Annotated in this window: 17 protein-coding genes; 10 read left to right on the top strand and 7 right to left on the bottom strand. The window is 70.8% G+C overall.

Annotated elements, in window-relative coordinates:
* Positions 1 to 8 precede the first annotated feature (8 nt).
* From ITJ59_RS17180 to ITJ59_RS17165, 4 genes are all read left to right on the top strand, one after another.
* Positions 9 to 1,226: a glycosyltransferase gene (locus tag ITJ59_RS17180; RefSeq protein WP_194652529.1), complete on the top strand. Its 1,218-nt coding sequence runs from the start codon at positions 9 to 11 to the stop codon at positions 1,224 to 1,226.
* Between the two features lies 1 nt (position 1,227).
* A complete protein-coding gene (locus ITJ59_RS17175) occupies positions 1,228 to 1,842 on the top strand; it encodes a uracil-DNA glycosylase (protein ID WP_194652527.1) in 615 nt (204 codons plus the stop codon).
* 96 nt (positions 1,843 to 1,938) lie between these two features.
* The gene (locus ITJ59_RS17170; protein ID WP_194652526.1) at positions 1,939 to 3,393 is read left to right on the top strand and encodes an APC family permease; all 1,455 of its coding nucleotides are present in this window, start codon (positions 1,939 to 1,941) and stop codon (positions 3,391 to 3,393) included.
* A gap of 258 nt (positions 3,394 to 3,651) precedes the next feature.
* Positions 3,652 to 4,272, top strand: coding sequence for a hypothetical protein (locus tag ITJ59_RS17165; protein WP_194652524.1), 621 nt, complete (start codon positions 3,652 to 3,654; stop codon positions 4,270 to 4,272).
* Between the two features lie 4 nt (positions 4,273 to 4,276).
* On the opposite strand, the gene ITJ59_RS17160 is transcribed toward ITJ59_RS17165, so the two are convergent.
* From ITJ59_RS17160 to ITJ59_RS17150, 3 genes are all read right to left on the bottom strand, one after another.
* Positions 4,277 to 4,702, bottom strand: coding sequence for a hypothetical protein (locus ITJ59_RS17160; RefSeq protein WP_194652522.1), 426 nt, complete (start codon positions 4,700 to 4,702; stop codon positions 4,277 to 4,279).
* A gap of 324 nt (positions 4,703 to 5,026) precedes the next feature.
* Positions 5,027 to 5,347: a hypothetical protein gene (locus ITJ59_RS17155; RefSeq protein WP_194652521.1), complete on the bottom strand. Its 321-nt coding sequence runs from the start codon at positions 5,345 to 5,347 to the stop codon at positions 5,027 to 5,029.
* 164 nt (positions 5,348 to 5,511) lie between these two features.
* Entirely contained in the window at positions 5,512 to 5,892 is a 381-nt protein-coding gene (locus ITJ59_RS17150; protein WP_194652519.1) for a hypothetical protein, read from the bottom strand.
* A 114-nt stretch (positions 5,893 to 6,006) separates the two neighbouring features.
* Between ITJ59_RS17150 and ITJ59_RS17145 the strand changes: the two genes are divergently transcribed.
* On the top strand, positions 6,007 to 6,342 hold the full coding sequence (locus ITJ59_RS17145) for a hypothetical protein (protein ID WP_194652517.1): 336 nt from the start codon (positions 6,007 to 6,009) through the stop codon (positions 6,340 to 6,342).
* A gap of 96 nt (positions 6,343 to 6,438) precedes the next feature.
* Here the strand turns inward: ITJ59_RS17145 and ITJ59_RS17140 are convergent, their stop codons facing one another.
* On the bottom strand, positions 6,439 to 6,930 hold the full coding sequence (locus ITJ59_RS17140; protein ID WP_194652515.1) for a DUF427 domain-containing protein: 492 nt from the start codon (positions 6,928 to 6,930) through the stop codon (positions 6,439 to 6,441).
* 165 nt (positions 6,931 to 7,095) lie between these two features.
* Between ITJ59_RS17140 and ITJ59_RS17135 the strand changes: the two genes are divergently transcribed.
* The gene (locus ITJ59_RS17135; protein WP_194652514.1) at positions 7,096 to 8,529 is read left to right on the top strand and encodes an amino acid permease; all 1,434 of its coding nucleotides are present in this window, start codon (positions 7,096 to 7,098) and stop codon (positions 8,527 to 8,529) included.
* On the opposite strand, the gene ITJ59_RS17130 is transcribed toward ITJ59_RS17135, so the two are convergent.
* Complete coding sequence (locus tag ITJ59_RS17130; RefSeq protein ID WP_194652513.1) at positions 8,526 to 8,723, bottom strand: hypothetical protein; 198 nt, start codon at positions 8,721 to 8,723, stop codon at positions 8,526 to 8,528. The two genes, ITJ59_RS17135 and ITJ59_RS17130, sit on opposite strands and share 4 nt — an antisense overlap.
* 127 nt (positions 8,724 to 8,850) lie before the next feature.
* On the opposite strand from ITJ59_RS17130, the gene ITJ59_RS17125 reads away from it, so the two are divergent.
* Positions 8,851 to 12,267, top strand: coding sequence for an SNF2-related protein (locus ITJ59_RS17125; protein ID WP_194652512.1), 3,417 nt, complete (start codon positions 8,851 to 8,853; stop codon positions 12,265 to 12,267).
* A 68-nt stretch (positions 12,268 to 12,335) separates the two neighbouring features.
* Here the strand turns inward: ITJ59_RS17125 and ITJ59_RS17120 are convergent, their stop codons facing one another.
* The gene (locus tag ITJ59_RS17120) at positions 12,336 to 13,115 is read right to left on the bottom strand and encodes an aldo/keto reductase (protein WP_228511785.1); all 780 of its coding nucleotides are present in this window, start codon (positions 13,113 to 13,115) and stop codon (positions 12,336 to 12,338) included.
* Between the two features lie 157 nt (positions 13,116 to 13,272).
* Here ITJ59_RS17120 and ITJ59_RS17115 point away from each other — a divergent pair, with 157 nt between their 5' ends.
* The 3 genes from ITJ59_RS17115 (at position 13,273) to ITJ59_RS17105 (ending at position 15,527) form a co-directional block, all read left to right on the top strand.
* Positions 13,273 to 14,052: an HNH endonuclease family protein gene (locus tag ITJ59_RS17115; protein ID WP_194652510.1), complete on the top strand. Its 780-nt coding sequence runs from the start codon at positions 13,273 to 13,275 to the stop codon at positions 14,050 to 14,052.
* Positions 14,053 to 14,196: 144 nt separating this feature from the next.
* Entirely contained in the window at positions 14,197 to 15,000 is an 804-nt protein-coding gene (locus tag ITJ59_RS17110; RefSeq protein WP_194652508.1) for an SDR family oxidoreductase, read from the top strand.
* A gap of 104 nt (positions 15,001 to 15,104) precedes the next feature.
* Positions 15,105 to 15,527, top strand: coding sequence for an SseB family protein (locus tag ITJ59_RS17105; protein ID WP_194652506.1), 423 nt, complete (start codon positions 15,105 to 15,107; stop codon positions 15,525 to 15,527).
* Between the two features lie 104 nt (positions 15,528 to 15,631).
* Here the strand turns inward: ITJ59_RS17105 and ITJ59_RS17100 are convergent, their stop codons facing one another.
* Positions 15,632 to 16,372, bottom strand: a complete 741-nt coding sequence (locus tag ITJ59_RS17100; protein WP_194652505.1) for a nuclease-related domain-containing protein — start codon at positions 16,370 to 16,372, stop codon at positions 15,632 to 15,634.
* Positions 16,373 to 16,566 lie beyond the last annotated feature (194 nt).

The following is a 16,566-nucleotide window of genomic DNA, read 5'->3' as shown; positions in this document are numbered from 1 at the left end:
GTTGACCGGTGAGCACGACGAGCGAACCCCTGCACATCGGGCTGGTGTCGCTGCACACCTCCCCCGGCGACGAACCCGGCTCGGGCGAGGTCGGCGGCATGAACGTCGTCGTCCGCCACCAGGCCGAGGCCCTCGCCGACCGCGGTCACCACGTCGACATCATCACGCGACGGTCGGCGCCGACGCAGCCGGACTCGGTCTCGCTGGTGCCGGGCGTGTGCCTGCGGTTCCTGTCGGCGGGTCCGGCCGAGCCGGTGCCGAAGGGCGAACACGACGCGTTCATCGAGCCGTTCCGCCACGAGCTCGAGCAGCTCGGCCCGTTCGACGTGCTGCACTCGCACCACTGGTTCTCCGGTGCCGCGGCCCTGCCGGTCGCCCGTGAGCGTGGCATCCCGCACGTGCAGTCGTTCCACTCGATCGCCGCCGACCCCACGACCCCGTTGTCCGAGGGCGAGCGCCCCGAGTCCGCCGGGCGCATCGCGGGCGAGCAACTGCTGGCACGGGAGTCCGACGCGGTCGTCGTGGTCTCCGAAGCCGAGGCCTCGACCGTCCGCACCCGGCTCGGCGGACCCGACTCCCACATCTGGATCGTGCCGCCGGGGGTCGACGGGTCGGTCTTCCGCCCCGCCGCCGTCGGCGCGCGTCGCGCGTCCGTCCCCTACGTCGTCGCTGCGGCTCGCGTGCAGCCGTTGAAGGGGCTCGACCTGGCCATCGAGGCGATCGCCGGCATCAGCCACGAGGCCCGTCCCACGTTGGTCATCGCCGGGGACGCCTCGAGCGAGGCAGGCGACTACGTGGACGAACTGCGTCGGCTCGCCGCCGCGCGTGGCATCGCCGACCGCGTCACCTTCATCGGTCCGCAGTCGCGCGCCGACCTGGCGTTCCTGTTCCGTGGCTCGGCAGCCGTGCTCGTGCCGTCGCACTCCGAGACGTACGGGCTCGTCGCGCTGGAGGGCTCCGCGTCCGGGGTGCCGGTCGTGGCCGCGGCTGCCGGGGGGCTCCGCGAGGCGGTGGTCGACGGTGAGACGGGCGTCGTGCTCGAGTCCCGCGAACCGTCGGTGTGGGCTGCCGAGATCGAGCGGATCCTGACGGACACCGGGTACGCCGCCGGGCTGGCGTCCGCCGGGCGGGAGCACGCGGAGCGTCTGAGCTGGGAGCGGTCGGCGTCGGGGCTCGAGGACGTGTACCGCCGGGTGCTCGGCCGCGGGTCGCGGGTCGGATCGTGAGGTGACGGCGTTCGACGCGTTCTGGGCCGCGCTCGACGCCGTGCCCGTCGAGTCCGACGCCGAGGCCCTGTACGACGTCAGGTCGGCCGAGGGACGACTGCGACGGGCGAACCTGCAGCGCTACCTGGAGCGGCTCGGGCCGACGGCGGACACGCTGCTCGTCGCCGAGGCACCCGGGTGGCGGGGCATGACGAACACGGGGATCCCGTTCACGAGCATGCGTGAGCTCGAGACGGAACGGTTCGGCGCGGACTACCTCGTGCCGCCGGAGCCGACCGCCCCGTGGGAGGCCTCGTCGCGTGTCGTGCAGGCGGCCCTGTCCGACTGGAGCGGCCCGCTGCCGGTGGCGTGGGCGATCTTCCCGCACCACCCGTTCGCGGCACCGGATCGGCTGACGAACCGCACGCCACGTCCGGCCGAGGTTCGCTCGGGAGCACCCGTCGCCCTCGCACTGCTCGAGGCGCTCGGCGGTGTCGACCGGGTCCGGGTCGTCGCCGTCGGTCGGAAGGCGCAGGGAGCCCTCGCGCTGGCCGGCATCGACGCGACCGCGGTGCGGCACCCGGCGCAGGGCGGCGCGAAGCAGTTCACCGAGCAGCTGCACGCCCTGTCGCGGTGATCGGTGGCGTCTCCGCCACTTCACGGGCATGTTGCGATCACCGGGGAGCTTCCTGTGAAAGCGGACAGTGTGGTGTCCCCCGGAAGAGGGTGATGCATGACCACCACCAACACGGACCGCCCGAAGCAGGAGCAGCCTGAGCTCCGCAGGGTCATCGGTCCCAAGCTCCTGCTGCTGTTCATCGTCGGCGACATCCTCGGCACGGGTGTCTACGCGCTCACCGGTCAGGTCGCGGCCGAGGTCGGAGGAGCGGCGTGGCTCCCCTTCCTCATCGCGTTCGCGGTCGCCTTGCTGACGGCGTTCTCGTACCTCGAACTCGTCACGAAGTACCCGCAGACCGCGGGTGCTGCGCTCTACGTCCACAAGGCGTTCGGCATCCACTTCGTCACCTTCATCGTCACCTTCATCGTGATGTGTTCCGGGATCACGTCGGCGTCGACGGCATCGCGGGCGTTCGCGGCGAACCTCGGGGTCGGCTTCGGGTTGGAGCTGCCGAACACGGTGGTGATGCTCATCGCGATGGGCTTCATGCTCGCGGTCATGGCGATCAACTTCCGGGGCGTCAGCGAGAGCGTGAAGACGAACGTCGTCCTCACCCTGGTCGAACTGTCCGGTCTCGTCATGGTGATCCTGATCGGCTTCTGGGCGATCGCGGGCGGCAACGCGGACTTCTCGCGCGTGGTGATGTTCGAGACACCCGAGGACAAGACCCTGCTCATGTCGATCTCCACGGCGACCTCGTTGGCGTTCTTCGCGATGGTCGGCTTCGAGGACTCGGTGAACATGGCCGAGGAGACGAAGGATCCCTCGCGCATCTTCCCGAAGGTCATGCTCACCGGCCTCGGCATCACCGCGGTGATCTACACGCTCGTGTCGATCTGTGCCGTGGCCGTCGTGCCGATCGGTGAGCTCGCCGGCAACGAGACGCCGCTCGTCACCGTCGTGCAGACCGCTGCGCCGGACTTCCCGATCGCGGACCTGCTGCCGTTCATCTCGATGTTCGCCGTGGCCAACACCGCCCTGATCAACATGATGATGGCGTCGCGACTGCTGTACGGCATGAGCAAGCAGGGCGTGCTGCCCGGGTTCCTGGCCCGTATCTCCCCCACCCGTCGCACCCCCTCGAACGCGATCGTCTTCACCACCGCCATCTCGCTCCTGCTCATCGGCTGGGTGTCCCTGGACCCGGACTCCCCGATCGTGGTCGTCCTCGGTGGCACCACCTCGCTCCTGCTGCTCACCGTGTTCGCGGTCGTGAACCTGACGGTGCTCGTGCTGCGCCGCGACAAGGTCGACCACAAGCACTTCCGTGCCGGTGTGGTCATCCCCGTCATCGGCATCGTCACGTGTCTGTGGCTCGTGCTGCCGTTCTCGTCCGGCCGTGACCCGCAGCAGTACCAGATCGCCGGTGCGCTGCTGGCGCTCGGCGTGGTCCTCTGGTTCGTCACCTGGATCACCCACGGACGCAAGCAGACGGAGAAGGCGCCGACCGGCCTGGTCACCGAACCGACGAAGGTGCAGCACCCGCCGCAGGACAGCCGGGACGCCTGATGGACGTCACCGCCGTCATCTGGACGATCGTCATCGCCGCCATCGCGCTGGTCTCGCTCTCCGCCGGCGGATTGGGCAGGAGCCGACGAAACAAGCGCTGAGGGCGCTGACGGTTCTGGTTCACGACCCCCGGGTTTCGTGAACCGGAACCGTCACGGCGCTGTGGCGACCCCCGATCGGGCGGGTGCGGTTCCCAGGCGGCGCCCGTACGCTCGTCGTGCTCCGCCTGCCCCGCCCCGTCCGTCGAGAGGTCCCGTCATGCGCCGTGTCGGCATCACGCTCGCGTCGGTGTTCGGCGCCGGCATCGTGGTCGTCGGCATCGGTGTCGTGGTGCTCGTCGTCATCGCGGTGAACTCGATCGCGGGGATCGCGAAGTCCAGCGCCGCCGATGCGACCCCGACGTGCCCGAAGGTCGCTTCGAAGACCATCGACGGCATGGTCGTGCCGGCCGGGCCGATCGCGGGGTTCTGTCAGGACCGGCTGGTCAACGCCGCGGCGGTGATCCGGGCGGCGAAGGCGCTCGGCATCGGTCCGCACACGCAGGCCGTCGGGGTGATGACCGCGATCGGTGAGTCGAGCCTGGTCAACCTGGACCACGGCGACGCCGCGGGACCGGACAGCCGCGGCTTGTTCCAGCAGCGCGACAACGGCGCGTGGGGCACGTACGAGCAGCGGATGGACCCGTACACGGCGGCGTCGATGTTCTACGCGAAGCTCGTCAAGGTGCCCGGCTGGAAGACGTTGACGCCGACGCAGATGGCGCACGCGGTGCAGATCAACTCGGACCCGGAGCACTACGCGAAGTCCTGGCCGGCCGCGAAGGCCGTCGTCGAGGGGCTGACGGGCGAGACCGTGCCCGACACCGCCCCGCAGGGCTGACCGGTCACGAGGCGACCTCTTCCTCGAACTCGACCATCGCGGCTCCGCCGTCGTGGACGACGACCTGGGCGCGGAGCCGGATCGAGTGCTCGTCGAGGGCGCACGCGCAGGCGTCGACCCACTCCCAGTCGACCGGGTGCATCCGATCGATCCCCGGGCGTTCCCACGCCAACACGACGTCGACGGCGCCGAGCTGCTCGACGATGTCGGAGATCAGTGCCGCGAAGTCGCTGACGTGTTCGTCCGGCTGGTAGGGCAGGTCGGCGACGGGCATCAGGAACGGGATGGACATCCCGAGGTCGTCGAGGAACACGACCCAGCACTGCCGTCGGACGGGACGGTCGACCAGGGCGGCGACGAGTTGGACGACGTCGTCGTCGGTTCGGACGGGGGTTTGGATCAGGCGGTCGAGCATCTCGGTGTCAGGCATGCCTCCAGCGTCGCGAACCCGGCCCGCCCACCGACGGCCATCGTGTCCATCTGTGGACAACCTCGCCACCGCAGCCACCTGTGGAGGACGGCCTTGAGGCCGCGAGCCGTCCGACTTCGGCGATCCCGGCGCCCCCGTCCGCGCCGGGCACCGCGTGCTGGCGTTCGACCAGCGCGAGAACGACGCTGGACGGGCCTCCAGTCCGAACCTGACCGGCTCGGCGAGGTTCCACGACATGCCGCACGCTGATCGCCGAGGTTCCAGATCTCGACGAGCAGGGCGCCGACATGCCGAGATTTCGGAACCTCGGGACGGCAGCGCCCCTCAGATGCCGCGCGTCACCGAGCTCTCGATGAGCAGAACGGCCGCGAAGAACACGGCCACCACGGCGGCCAACCCGACGAGCACCACCGGCCACGCCACCCGCCGCCGCACGAGCCGCAGGACGCACACGACGATCGAGGCGACGAGCACGACCGCGAGCAGGATCGGCCCGACCGTCACGACCGAGTCGCCGAGCCCGACGTTGCACGTGTTCCCCGGTGCCGCGCACGACAGGAACGCGAGCGACTTCAGCTTGATGCCCCACCCCGCTGCCAGCGCGGCGAGCGTGAGCACCAGGAGCAGGGCGATGGAGGCGACCATGTCCGCGACGCGACGACCGTCTGCCAGGGGGTGGCGGGCCTCCCGTCCGAAACGTGCCGGAGCCGACCCGAGCGGATCGACACCCGAACCCGAACCCGAACCCGAACCCGAACCCGAACCCGAACCCGAACCCGACCCTGCACCCGACCGGGCGGACGTGTCCATCAGGACCGCCGCCCGCGCGTGGACCAGAGGGCCGCGGCGATGAGCAGCGGCTGACCGAACAGGCGTGCGACGCGCTTCTCGTCGGTGTCCAGGCCGAAGGCATCGCGGCGGTTCACCCACTGCGACAGGTTGCCCGGGAAGATCACCGTGAAGAAGAGCGCGGCGACGGTGCCGACGAACCGACGAGCGGGCTTCGGCGCGAGCACGAGCGCGGACCCGAGGGTGATCTCCGCGACCCCCGAGGCCAGGACGGTCGTGTCCTCGGACAGCGGCACGAAGTCGGGGACCTGGGCCGTGAACTCCCCGCGCGCGAAGGTGAGGTGGCTCGTGCCGGCGAACACGAGCGCCAGGCCGAGCAGGACGCGGACGAAGGAGCGCATGCGTCCATCGTGCCCGCTCCCGGACGCTGCTGCTCGCGACGCCGCGCGGTGGACCCGCACGACACCGCCAGACGGGCATGTACGGAACCCGGTCCGCTCGGTACATTCAGGCGTATGGGTGCACCCTCTCGGGACCACGAACCACCAGCGGCCCCAGCGACCTTCGCCGTCCTGCTCAGCCCGGTGGCGTTCTACCTCGGGTTCATCGTGCCGGCGCAGGGCACGGTCCGGCACGTGCTGCTCGGAGCGGTGTTCGGCGTCGTGTGCGTCCTGAGCGGCTGGCGCGCGATCACGATCGCCGGCCGTCGTCGCCGCGCAGTGCGGGTGTGGTCGTGGATCGGCATCGTGATCGGGACGGCCGGGTTGGTCATGCTCGTCTGGCAGCTGCTCGTGATCGCGACCGGTGGATCGTTCCCACCGCCCTTCTGGTCGCCGTACGCGAACCGCTGACGCGGTCGACCGGGAGGCCCGTGGCAGCCCCGCGCGCTCCCTCGCGTGCCGGGGCGGTCGCGACGCAGAGCGCGTTCCCCGGCGCCGCCGGCCGGCTCACCAGCCGAGCGTGCCGGGCGCGCCCTTGAACGGCCCGACGAGGTCCGACGTGATCCAGCCGCCGTAGAAGTCGCCGTCCTGCGACTGCACGACCTCGCCGCCGACCTCGCACGAGTCCATCGCCGACGGGTAGATCGCGACGCGGTCCCGCAGCGACTCGTACCCGGGCTCGGGCGTCGGGTAGTTCCACGCGGCACGGCTCGCGACCGTGCCGTCCCCGCCGACCACGTCGAAGTAGCGTGCCCGGCCCTTGAACTCGCACATGCTCGATCCCTGGGCTGGGCGGAGGTCGAGATCGGCCATCGGCAGGTAGTACACCGGCGGGTGCGAGGTCTCGAGGACCCGCACGGCATCGGTGGTGTCGGCCACGACCGTGCCGCCGAGCCGGACGACCACGCGGGCCGTCACTGGTTCGACCGCGGGTGGACGGGGGTAGTCCCAGACGGATTCCTGTCCGGGGCCGGGTTCGATCCGTGTGGGATGGCGCATGGGTCCTTTCTACGCCGCACGGCTGCGGCCGGCCTGGCGGGCGCGGACGCGCGGGCGGGCGGGCGTGCTCGCATTTCGGGGTGGGCGACACTTCACGGGCCCGGCGGCGCGTGAACTGTCGCTGAGCGCAAAACCCTGCGCCGCCGCAGGGTGCACCATGGGCGGGTGACGACGACGACACGAACGCTCTTCCGACGGAAGCCCATCGAGACGATCGATGACGAGACCGGCGCCGAGGGTGGCCTGAAACGGCACCTCGGCCTCTGGCAGCTCACCGCGATCGGCATCGGCGGCATCATCGGCGCGGGGATCTTCACCCTCGCCGGCACCGTCGCGAACGGCGTCGCCGGACCCGCGGTGCTCATCAGCTTCCTGGTCGCCGGCGTCGCGAGTGCTGCCGCAGCGCTGTCGTACGCCGAGTTCGCCGGCCTGATCCCGAAGGCCGGCAGCGCGTACACCTACGGGTACGCGGTCCTCGGCGAGATCGTCGGGTGGTTCATCGGCTGGGACCTGCTGCTCGAGTACACGGCGATCGTGGCGGTGGTCGCGATCGGCATCTCCGGCTACGTCGGGTTCCTGGTCGGCCAGTTCGGCATCGACCTGCCCGCCTGGATGCTCGGCGCCCCCGGCACCGGCGACGGCCACGTGGTCGACGTCTTCGCGATCATCCTGTGCCTGGTCACCGCGTTCGTGCTCACCCGCGGCATCCGGAGCGCCGCCCGGTTCGAGTTCGTCGCCGTCGGCATCAAGGTCGCGCTCGTCGTGCTGATCGTCGTGCTCGGGGTGTTCCACATCAACAGCGCGAACTACTCCCCGTACTTCCCGTTCGGCTTCGGCGGCGTGATGACCGGCGCCGCGACGGTGTTCTTCGCGGTGTTCGGCTACGACGCCATGTCCACCGCGGCCGAGGAATCGGTCGACGCCCGCAAGCACATGCCGAAGGCGATCCTGCTGTCCCTCGGCATCTCGATGGTCCTGTACGTGCTGGCGACCCTGGTGCTGACCGGGATGCAGAAGTACACCGACATCGACCCGGCCTCGGGGTTCTCGTCCGCGTTCGCCTCGGTCGGCCTGGGCGGCGTCGCGAACGTCATCGCGATCGGTGCCATCGTCGGCATCGTCACGGTGCTCGTCACGTTCATGCTCGGTGCCAGCCGCGTCTGGTTCTCGATGAGCCGCGACGGCCTGATGCCGAAGTGGTTCTCGAAGACCGACCCGAAGCGCCACGTCCCGACCCGCGTGACCTGGATCCTCGGCATCGCGTCGGCGATCCTGGCCGGCGTCCTGCCGATCGGCGTCGTCGCCGAGCTCACGAACATCGGGATCCTGCTCGCGTTCGTGGTGGTCTGCTCCGCGGTGATCGTGCTCCGCTACCGCCAGCCCGACCTCGACCGGCAGTTCCGGCTGCCGTTCATGCCGGTCATCCCGATCATCGGCGTCATCGCGTCGCTGTGGCTCGTGACGTTCCTGCAGTGGGAGACGTGGGTGCGGTTCGCGGTGTGGTTCGCGATCGGCCTGGGCGTCTACTTCGGCTACTCACGCAAGCACAGCAAGCTGGCCACGTCCGAGCCCGGGATCACAAAAGAACCAACGCCCTAGCGTCCGCTCCAGCGCACCCAGCCCTGCACCTGCGCCGCAGCGCTCTCGAGCGACGAGTGCGCCCCGTTGATCGTGTGGTCCGGCGAGTCCACCGTGAACTGGTCCGTCCGGGTGACGTCGCAGACGACCTCGGAGCCGAGCCACACGTTCCAGTGGTCTGCAGAATCGTGCACCCACCGCAAGCGGTCCGGCATGAGCGTGTCCAATCGAGTGGAGAGCGGCGAGCAGTCGTCGCCCGTCCACGCAGACGGTAGCCCTGTCCGATGTGAGCCGTCCGGGCCAGCGGCAGCGAGCGTCGGTGGCACCTGGCACGATTGACCCGTGCCAGCAGCCCCGATGATCGACGCCGTCGACGTCATCCGTTTCGTCGGGCCGCAGACCTTCGGTCGCGCACGCGACGTCGTGCGCGCCGGTTTGGTGGACGACGCCGTCTGGAACGCCGACGACGGCACCGTCACGGCGACCGTCTCCGGCACCGCCGACGACCCCTACGAGTGCCGCATCGACATGACCATGGCCCGCGGCGACTTCATCCGCCCGGTCCGCAGCACGTGCAGCTGTCCCCTGGGCGGCGATTGCAAGCACGTCGCCGCCGCGCTGCTCACCATCAACGCGCGTGCCCTCGCCGCCAACGCCGGCCCGCGTCCGGACGCGCCGGCTCCGCCGCCCTCGGACTGGAGGCACGACCTCGCCCGCCTCGCCGGTGACGACGAGCAGGCGGTCGCCCCGCAGGGCACGCGGATGGGTCTGCAGTTCGAGTTGCGTGACGCGGTCCCCGCGGCCCTCGCGGCTCGTGCCCGCGCCGCCGGCCGGTCCCTGCCGGCGCCGTCCCGCAGCGTGCGGCTCGGCGTCCGTCCCGTGACCCGGAGCGACGCCGGCAACTGGGTACGCGGGCAGCTGACCTGGGGCACGCTCCCCTACTCGCAGAACCGACTGGGCCTCGGCGCCGAGCAGCACGGGTGGTTCATGCAGCTCGCAGCCCTGCACCGTGCGGGCCAGCTCGCGGGGCTGCCCGGTGAGAGCGACTGGCTGCACCTCGACGACTTCCGCAGCCCGCTGCTCTGGCCGTTGCTCCGGCAGGCGGCAGGGCTCGACATCGCCTTCGTGACCGGCAAGCGCGAGGGCGGGGCGATCCTCGGCGAACAGGCCCAGGTGCTGCTCGACGTCGCCCGGCACGACGACGCCGTGGTGATCGGCGCGAGCGTGGTGCTCGACGGCCGGCCCGTCGTCCCCGGTGCTGCGCGGATGGTCGGCGACCACGGCGTGTACGTGTTCCGCGAGAGCCCGGAGTTCATGGTCGGGCTCGCACCGACCCCGGCGCCCGTGCCCGAGGACCAGCGCCGCATGCTCCTCGAGGGCACTCGGATCACCGTGCCGACGGCCGAGGTCGACGAGTTCCTGGCCGACTGGTCACTGCGGCTGCGCGGCGCCCTCGGGCTCGTCAGCTCCGACGGGTCGGTCGAACTGCCCGAGCGCACCCCGCCCGAGCTCGTGCTCACCGCGACGTTCGAGCCGGCCCGCGCGCCCCGCACCGACGACCGGGTGCACCTGCACTGGCGCTGGCACGTCGACGGCCGCAAGGACCCGGTCTCGCTGCATGGCCCGCTCCCCGACCTGTCCGGGCTGCGCGCCGCGGACGATCCAGCCGGCACCGAGGCGGCGACCGCCGACGCGCCCGCGGCCCTGGAACCCGCCACGTCGACAGCGCGAGCCGCCGACGCGACGTCGGGCGAGCCTCCCGTCCGCCCTGCCGGGCCCGGTGGCGGACTGGACTGGTTCCAGGATGGCACCATCGACGGGGCCGACGTCGCGGTGTTCGCGAACGAGTTCCTGCCCGAGCTGCCAGCGCTCGGCGTCCGCACGGTGGTGCAGGGCGAGCGCCTCGACTACGAGCGGCTCAGCGGGCGGCCGCACATCCGCGTGACGACGATGCCGTCGGACAAGCACGACTGGTTCGACCTCGGCATCATCGTGAGTGTGAACGGCAAGCAGATCCCGTTCACGCCCCTGCTCACGGCGCTGGCCGGCCGGCAGCGACGCCTGAAGCTCATCGACAACTCGTACCTGTCGCTCGCCGATCCCGCGTTCGACCGGCTCAAGGAGCTCATCGACGAGGCCCGCGAGCTCGACGAGTGGGAGCCGGACCAGCCGATCCAGGTGACGCCGCTGCAGGCCGGACTGTGGACCGAGTTCGACCTGATCGCCGACGAGACCTCGCACGACGAACGCTGGCAGGCGATCACCGCGGCGCTGATGGGGGCGACTCCCCCGGGCGACGTCCCGGTGCCGGAGACAGTGCACGCCGAGCTGCGGCCGTACCAGCACGCCGGGTACGCGTGGCTGTCGTTCCTGGCGTCGCACGGCATCGGCGGGGTGCTCGCCGACGACATGGGGCTCGGCAAGACCCTGCAGGTCCTCGCGATGGTGGCCGCCCGCCGTGCAGCCGACCCCGACGCGCCGCCGTTCCTCGTCGTCGCGCCGACCTCGGTCGTCGGCAACTGGGTGGCCGAGGCGGCAAAGTTCACCCCGTCGCTCCGGGTGGCCGCCGTCACCTCGACGTCCTTGAAGGACCCCGGCCTCGTCGCCCGCACGGCCTCACAGGCCGACGTTGTCGTCACCTCGTACGCGCTGCTCCGGCTCGACTCGCAGGCGTGGACCGACCTGCCGTGGTCGGCACTCGTGCTCGACGAGGCGCAGTTCGTGAAGAACCCGCAGTCGCAGACCCACCGGGTGGCGTCCGAGCTGCAGGCACCGGTGAAGTTCGCGATCACCGGCACCCCGCTCGAGAACGGACTGACCGACCTCTGGGCGCTGTTCCACATCGTCGCGCCCGGACTGCTGTCCACCTGGACCCGGTTCGGCGACGACTACGTGAAGCCGCTCGCCTCCCCCGACCTGCGGGGTGAGGCCCGTCAGCAGCTCACCGCGAAGCTCCGGCGTCGGATCCGTCCGCTCATGCTCCGACGCACGAAGCAGGCCGTCGCCGCCGACCTGCCCCCGAAGCAGGAGCAGGTCGTCCGCGTCACGCTCGACCCCGCGCACCGCGAGCTGTACGAGCGCACGCTCAACCGGGAGCGCCTCAAGGTCCTCGACCTGATCGACAACCTGTCGAAGAACCGCATGATCGTGTTCCGGTCGTTGACGCTGCTGCGGATGCTCGCGCTGTCACCGGCGCTGGTGTCTGTCGGGTCTGCTTCGTCGGGTCCGGCCGGCTCGCCGTCGTCGCCGATCCCCTCGGCGAAGCTCGACCTGCTGCTCGACGAACTCGAACAGCTCGCGGCGGAGGGCCGACGCGCCCTGGTGTTCAGTCAGTTCACGTCGTTCCTGCGGATGGTCTCCGATGCCCTGGACGAGCGGGGCGTCGGCTACGAGTACCTCGACGGGTCGACGCGCAAGCGCCCACAGGTGATCGAGCGCTTCCGGCAGGGCACCGCGCCGGCGTTCCTCATCTCGCTGAAGGCCGGCGGGTTCGGGCTGACCCTGACCGAGGCGGACACCGTGTTCGTGCTCGACCCGTGGTGGAACCCCGCCGCCGAGTCGCAGGCCGTCGACCGGACCCACCGCATCGGGCAGACCCGTTCGGTCAGCGTGCAGCGGTTCATCGCCGAGGACACCATCGAGGAGAAGGTCCTGGCCCTCGCCGCCCGCAAGGCCGAGCTGTTCGCCACGATGATCGACGACGACGCCCTGTTCGCCGACGACCTGACCGCCGACGACATCCGCTCGTTGCTCGCCTGACGCCGCGGTGCGCACGCGGAGTACGGCGTGCGCTGCGGGTCAGGCGAGCGTGATCACGATCACGGGCGTCAGCGGGCGAGCGCGTCGATCGCCGTAACCTCGTCCGCCGACAGCTCGATGCGGGCACCGGCGGCGTTCGACCGGATGCGCTCCGGGTTCGACGACTTCGGGATCACGACGAAGCCGTGTGCGACGTGCCAGGCGACGATGACCTGGGCGCTGTCGGCGTCGTGTGCGGTCGCGATGTCGAGGAGCGTCGGGTCCTGCAGGTTGCTCGCCTTGAAGGGGCTGTACCCCTCGAGGACGACGCCGCGCTCGGCCAGCCCGTCCGCGATCGTCTGGTCGTACTCGACCGGGCTCCACTTGATCTGGTTCACGGCGGGAGTGGTGTCGGTCGCGGTGACGAGCTCGTCGATCTGGGCGAGCGAGTAGTTGCTCACGCCCACGGCGCGGGTGAGCCCGTCGGCCTGCGCCTGGACGACCTGCTCCCACACGTCGGGACGTGCCTCGCCGTTCGGCGGCCAGTGCACGAGCCACAGGTCGAGGTGGTCGAGCCCGAGCTGGTCCAGGCTCTCCTCGATCGTCTCGCGCACCCGGTCGGCGTTGTCCGGCGGGAGCTTCGTCGTGACGAACACGTCGTCGCGCGCCAGGCCGGAGCCGGCGAGGGCCTTGCCGACACCGCGCTGGTTGCTGTAGCCGGTGGCGGTGTCGATGTGGCGGTACCCGGCCGCCAGTGCTTCGCCGACGGCAGCGGGTGCCTCGCCGTCGGGGATCTGCCAGGTGCCGAAGCCCAGGAGCGGCATCGGCCCACCGGTGACGGACACGGACGGATTCGCGTAATCGGTCATGCGGACCTGTCTACGCCGTCGGCGTCCGACCGTTCAGAGCGTGGCGGTCTGCGCCGATGTCCGAGGTCTGCGGCATCATCGGTCTCCGGCACCATCGTCCGGGCCACCCGGGCGCCGCACCACCGCACTGCCGCACCACCAGGAGTCCCACGCACCCATGACGTCCCGCCGACGCCGCCGCACCCGCATCAGCCTCACCTCTGTCCTCGTCGTCCTGGCCCTCGCGGTCGGCGGCTACGCGCTCGACGCCGGCGGCGTCCTCGGACCGGACGCCGACGCGGCCGCCGGGCCCACGGCGGTCGCCACGACCACGATCGGCACCGAGAGCGACGCGCCGGAGCCGAGCCGGGCCTCCAGTCCGACCGTCAGCACGTCGACCGACGCCGACGCTGCGGACGCCCGCGCGCTCCTGGCCACGCTGCCCGTCAAGGGCAAGGCCGCCGGCACCGGGTACGACCGCACCGGCGAGTTCGGCAGCGCGTGGATCGACGTCGACCACAACGACTGCGACACCCGGAACGACGTGCTCGCCCGGGATCTGAGCGACATCGTGCGCCAGGGGTCGTGCAAGGTGATGACGGGCACGCTCGTGTCGCCGTACACCGGGGCGACGATCGACTTCGTGCGGGGCAACACGACCTCGACCCTCGTGCAGATCGACCACGTCGTCGCGCTCGAGAACGCCTGGCGCACCGGCGCCCAGCAGCTGAGCCAGTCCGAGCGCGAGGCGTTGGCGAACGACCCGTCGAACCTGTTCGCGGTCGACGGCCGGTCGAACTCGCAGAAGCGCTCGGGTGACGCCGCGACCTGGCTGCCAGCGAACACGGCGTTCCGCTGCACCTACGTCGAGCACCAGATCACGGTGAAGACGAAGTACCGGCTGTGGGTCGCGCCGGCGGAACGGGACGCGATGGAGCGGATCCTGAGCGCCTGCTGACCGGAGCACGCTTCGCTAAGCAACAGGTGTAGCCTATTGGGTGTCGATGCGAACGCATCGTTCGGACTCGCTGCCCAGCGCCGCACCACGAGCGCCGCGCTGACCCCGAGCCCTTCACCGTCGAAGACCTCAGGAGGCCTCCACATGCCCGAAACCCACTCCGTCACGTCCCGCTTCACCGACCGCGTCGTCCTCATCACCGGCGGCGGCTCCGGCCTCGGCCGCGCGACTGCCGTCCGCCTGGCCGCCGAGGGCGCCGCACTCTCCCTCGTCGACGTCTCCGAGCAGGGACTCGAGGCATCGAAGGCCGCCGTGCTCGAGGCCACCCCCGACGCCCAGGTCCTGACCACCGTCGCCGACGTGTCCGACGAGGCCCAGGTCGACGCCTACGTCGCAGCCACCACCGAGCACTTCGGCCGCATCGACGGCTTCTTCAACAACGCCGGCATCGAGGGCAAGCAGAACCCGACCGAGTCGTTCACCGCCGCCGAGTTCGACAGGGTCGTCTCGATCAACCTGCGGGGCGTGTTCCTCGGGCTCGAGAAGGTGCTCAAGGTCATGCGCGAGCAGGGCAGCGGCATGGTCGTGAACACCGCCAGCGTCGGCGGCATCCGCGGCATCGGCAACCAGTCCGGCTACGCCGCGGCCAAGCACGGTGTCGTCGGGCTGACCCGCAACTCCGCCGTCGAGTACGGCCGGTACGGCATCCGCATCAACGCCATCGCCCCCGGAGCCATCTGGACCCCGATGGTCGAGAACTCGATGAAGCAGCTCGACCCGGAGAACCCCCGCAAGGCCGCCGAGGAGTTCATCCAGGTCAACCCCTCCAAGCGCTACGGCGAGGCTCCAGAGATCGCCGCGGTCGTCGCCTTCCTGCTCTCCGACGACGCGTCCTACGTCAACGCGACGGTCGTCCCGATCGACGGTGGGCAGTCGGCCGCATACTGAGTCCGTCACCTCCGACACCCGGCGCACGTCCGCGTGCGCTGGGCGTCGACCTGGAGGCGCGGTTCGGCCCCGCAGAGTCCGTCCAGCGTGACAGCATGGCTGGCGTGAGCAACGACGAGACGAACGGATCCGCCTTCGGCAGAGGCGTCGACAAGACCCCGCCGACCGCGGCCGCCGAACTGCGACGGAGGATGGCAGCGTCGCCGGCGGGGTTCCTCCGCAGCGCGGCCTGGGTCCCCTGGAAGCCGGCGGGCACCCCGGAGGCCGGCAGCGTCGCCCACGTCATGATCCGTGACAAGCCGTTCGTGCCGGTGTTCACCGACCCGGCCGAGCTCGCCGCCGGCCTGCCCGACGCCGAAGGACGTCCGGTTCCGATGTCCGAGCTCGTGACGGCGCTGCCCGAGCACTTCGGCATCGTGGTCGACCCGACGAGTGCCGAGGCGGCGAACTTCCTGCACGCCGACGTGCTCGCCCAGATGCGGGCGCAGGTGCAGGTGCAGGGCAGCGTCCCGACCAGCGACGGCTGACTCGCGCAGCGTCGGGCACGGCACGGCACGGGCCGCCGCCGCCACCACCTGGTGGACGCTTGAATAGGCATACCAATCAAGCGCGCCGGCAGGTCGGTCGCTGCTCAGCTACTCGCGCTCAGGGCGGCACCGGCGATCGCCCACCAGTAGCCCAGCAACGCTCCCGCCGGAAGTGCCAGCGCAGCGACCACGACGGCGCGCCGCATCAGGCGTTTCCGTGCTGCGGCCTGACCGATGTCCCGTCCGAGCCGTTCGAACCGCTGGACGTGACGGAGGGTGTCGTTCACCACGACAGCCTCGACATGCCAGGTCCCACGCTCCTCGGCCAGCATCGACAGGAACCGGACGGCTTCGTCGGAGTGGACTCGTGGCAGATCCCTGATCCAGGCGCCGATCTGACGCGGATCGACCGTCACGACAGCCGGGGCCGTCTTGCCGAACTTCAGCGACGCCGCCGCGACGACCAGGACGGGCTGCACCAGGATCGGTCCGCGGGCCGCGGCGGACAACAGGCGAGTCGCTCGCTCGCCTTCGGCAAGAGCGCGATGCATGTGCGGTGTCCGCTGCCCGTTCACCGTCAGCATCCGGCCGCCGACCCCTACCTTCTGCCCGGAATGGTTCTTCGTGTTGATCGAGAACACCCCGGTCGGTCCGACGACGACGTGGTCGATGTCCGTCGTGCTCTTCCCGACCGGTACCGCGTGCAGCACCGTGAACTCCGAGCCGAGGGCATCGAGCTGGGTAGCGACCTGCCGTTCTCCAAGGGCACCCTTGAACCACGAGCGTGCTTCGTCACGAAGCGGGTCATGCCCCCAGAACAGCGGTGTTCTCCCCCATGTGTCCACCGTCCCAGGACGACACGTGTCGGGACCAGCCCTCGTTCTGGCGTCACGGCCGCGGCGGTGCGGCTCGGCGCTCTGGCACGCTGACGGTTCTGGTTCACGATCGCCGGACTTCCTGAACCAGGACCGTCACTCGCCTGGCAGCACGCCGGGCTCCGCCACCGAGCGGCGGCGGAGCGGCCGGCGCGGCCGGCGCG

The organism is Curtobacterium sp. VKM Ac-1393 (assembly GCF_015350995.1).
In the GTDB taxonomy this organism is placed as follows: domain Bacteria; phylum Actinomycetota; class Actinomycetes; order Actinomycetales; family Microbacteriaceae; genus Curtobacterium.
The sequence above is the reverse complement of the archived record's forward strand: the minus strand, read 5'-3'. Positions and strand labels throughout refer to the sequence as shown.